Below are 3,239 nucleotides of genomic sequence, written 5' to 3' on the forward strand. Positions count from 1 at the left end.
CCCGACGCTGCCACTACCGACGAAGGACCAGCCCAGGCAACGATTTCTCACTGGAGTACTAGCCGGTGCAGTGGCAGGGGCATTGCACGATGGGGATTGGTCCGGTTCGCCGGTCTCGTGAGTGACGTGGCGTCATGTCCGTTGTGGGGCGAGGGGCCCGGGAGAGCAGAGCAGGCACGGGGCTGGTGATCACGTGGTTGTCGAGACCCATGAGAACCGAGCGAGACCATGCCTGCCCGAATATCATCGCCCATTCCTTCCGTGCTGGAGCAAGTGGGCTCCCCGACTGATCCCCTCACCTCAAGCGACGTCGCTGACCTGCGGCGTTTCCTGATCCTGGTCGCCGATCCCCGCGATGCGCGAGGACTGCGGTATCCGGCCCTCGCGTTGCTGTGCGCAGCCGTCTCGGCGGTGCTGACCGGGGCTCGTTCGCTCATCGCGATCAGCGAGTGGATCACGGATGCCCCGCAGCATGTGCTGGGCGTCCTCGGCTTCGCCGCCGATCCCCTTACCGGTCTGCGGCCAGTGCCGCACGCTGCGACCGTGCGGCGCCTGCTGCAGCGTGTGGACGGTGACGCGCTGGACGCGGCGATCAGCGCGTATCTGCGGGCCAGAAGGCCGCTCCCGGTCGAGCCGGAGGCGGAGAAGGGGCCGGTGCGACGAGTGGTCGCGGTCGACGGCAAGGTGGTCCGCGGATCGAGAACCCGGGCGGGCGCGGCGATCCAGCTGCTGGCGGCGATGGACCACCACGGCGTGGTCCTGGCCCAGCGGCAGGTCGCTTCCAAGAGCAACGAGATCCCCTCCTTCGCGCCGTTGCTGGACGGTCTCGAACTGGAGAACACGGTGGTGACCGCCGACGCCCTGCACGACCACGGGGCCTATCTGACCAGTCGCGGCGCGCACTACGTGGCCGTCGTGAAGAAGAACCATCCGGGCCTGTATGCCCAGGTCAGGAAGCTGCCCTGGCGGGACATCCCGCTCGGGCACCGCACCCGCGACCACGCCCACCACCGCGACGAGATCCGCCGGCTCAAGGCCGCCGCGTTCAGCCACCTCGACTACCCCGGCGCCCGCCAGGCGATCCAAGTCCTGCGGTGGCGACGCGACTTGGGCACCAGGAAGCTGACCATCGAGCGCGTCTACATCACCAGCCTGAGCATCTTCGACGCCACCTGCACCGAGCTCGCCACCTGGATCAGAGGCCACTGGGGCATCGAGAACCTCCTGCACCACGTGCGCGACCGCACGTTCCGCGAGGACGACTCCAAGGTCCGCACCGGCACCCTGCCCCGCGCCATGGCCTCCCTGCGCAACCTTGCCATCAGCGTCTTCCGCCAGGACGGCCAGACCAACATCGCCGCCGCCCTCCGCCACACCGGCCGCGACTACCACCGGCCCCTACGAACCCTCGGTCTCACATGACGAACCCAGACAGATCTCGATCATGCAATGACCCTGGGTGCAGTGGGCACGAAAACGGTCCACCGACTCCGTCGGCGGACCGTCATGAAACTTCGAGCCTAAACGCCAAGCTCAGCCGGTGTTGGGGATGATGTTGCTACTATTGGCGGTGTCGACATAGTTTTGAACTTCATCGATCGCGGCGTAGACCGCTGTGGTGTCCATTCCGTCCTCGTAGGCGTCCAGAAGCATGTCATACACGCTGTTCACTCCGGTGACCGCGGCGTCGCAGTACAGCTGGGTCGTGATGTATTTACCGGGACTGCGGGTGTCCCATTTCGTGTCCGAAACTCTGACGCTGACGCTGACGCCGTAGTCGAGCCGGTCGACGGGGAGATACATGTCCGCCATGAGTTCGTACACCCGCCGCAGCATGTAGACGGCATTCTTCACTGGATTGTCGAACGACTGATGCAGTCTATTAGCGGTCGGAGTGAGGATCGTAAGGTTTGCGGCATCCCTGCCGGTCCCACCGAAATCGGCGTTCAGCAGATGACCCGCCTTGAAGGCGATTGAGTAGACTCTCCTGGCTTTGTTGATCGAGGAGGGGAGGTTGGAGTTCGCGTCGGTTCCCATGCCGAAGTACCCGTTCGGGCCGAGCGTCGCCGTGGACCATTCGCCGCCCCTCTTGGCTTTGGTCATGGTGTAGCTGGGGCGCACGATATAAGCTGGCAGGTTGTCGACGTTCACCCGGCGCCGTCGTACGGGTCGGGGGGAGCCGTACCGCTGGACGACGGACAGCGGATCCGCCCTCAGGGCGCCGCTCGCGCGGGCACTGCGCTGCACGGCGGGGGCTGCGGGGCCTGCGCCCCGTACGGCCGCCCGCTGCGCGAGGACGGACGGGGCTTGCGCCGCGCCTGCCGCGAAGGCCGCTCCGTCGGCCTCGGCAGTCCGCTCGGAATCCTGCCCCGGGTCGGTCACGGTCACTCCGGCACCGTTTTTCTGACCCGTCTCACGGTCTCCCCGGAGGTTCTTGTCGACATGGCCGAGTTCGTGGCCGATGATGTCCTTGCGCCCCAGGGCCGTCGGGCCCATGAAGACGTGCGTGCCGACCGTCATGGCGTGGGCACCCATCGCCGCGACCGCGCGCTGAGCCGTCGGATCGTCGTGAAGGCGGGTTGCGGACAGCGCGTTGTTGTCGTAGAACGCCGACGCCTCACCCAGGAGGGACCGCGGCAGCTCACGGCTCGGACCCGCCATGGCCGCCTCCAGCAGTTGGCGCTGGTCGGCGGGACCGCCCTCCTCCACGCCGGTGTGCCCGTACGTGGGTTCGTGTGCGTGGTCGGCTGTCCCGACGGCACGCGCCACTGCGGCGTTCCCGGCCAGGCGCTGGAGGTTCAGCATCCGCTGGGCGGTCATATTGAGCAGCGGACTCGCGGCGCGGTCTGCTTCCGACTCGTTTAACCGACGCTCCCGCCGTGCGTGCGTGTGAATGATGAGGCTCCTTTGAGACAACAGGAGGATTACTCCATCTGATCCTTCAGGATCACCGCTACACCCCGGTGCACCGACAGGTCTGAAGGGGCAGAGCCAGGGGCACATCCCCCGACCCGTCGGTGCTACGTCCGCCGTTGCCGCGCCTGGTACCACGTCGTCTTGCGTGCGGCGGGTGGCCTGCCACGCCGGGGTACCGACGCCGCATCGGGCCGGGCCCCCGGTTACGGAGCAGCAGTTGTCCGTGGACCCCCTGGCCCGACGGGGAGCAGAAAATTTCCACTAGTACTCCAGTGAGAAATCGTTGCCTGAGCTGGTCCTTCGTCGGTAGTGGCAGCGTCGGA

The 3,239-nt window shown here is 66.8% G+C and carries 2 protein-coding genes; one reads left to right on the forward strand and one right to left on the reverse strand.

Going from position 1 to position 3,239, the window contains the following annotated elements:
• The first annotated feature begins 261 nt into the window (after positions 1-261).
• On the forward strand, positions 262-1,422 hold the full coding sequence (locus tag ACZ3IG_RS36085; RefSeq protein ID WP_467437469.1) for an ISAs1 family transposase: 1,161 nt from the start codon (positions 262-264) through the stop codon (positions 1,420-1,422).
• Between the two features lie 111 nt (positions 1,423-1,533).
• Here ACZ3IG_RS36085 and ACZ3IG_RS36090 read toward each other — a convergent pair whose 3' ends face one another.
• Positions 1,534-2,820 (reverse strand): eCIS core domain-containing protein, encoded by a 1,287-nt coding sequence (locus ACZ3IG_RS36090; protein WP_467437470.1) that lies wholly within the window; start codon positions 2,818-2,820, stop codon positions 1,534-1,536.
• Between the last annotated feature and the right edge of the window lie 419 nt (positions 2,821-3,239).

This window comes from Streptomyces sp. NPDC016677 (assembly GCF_055562815.1).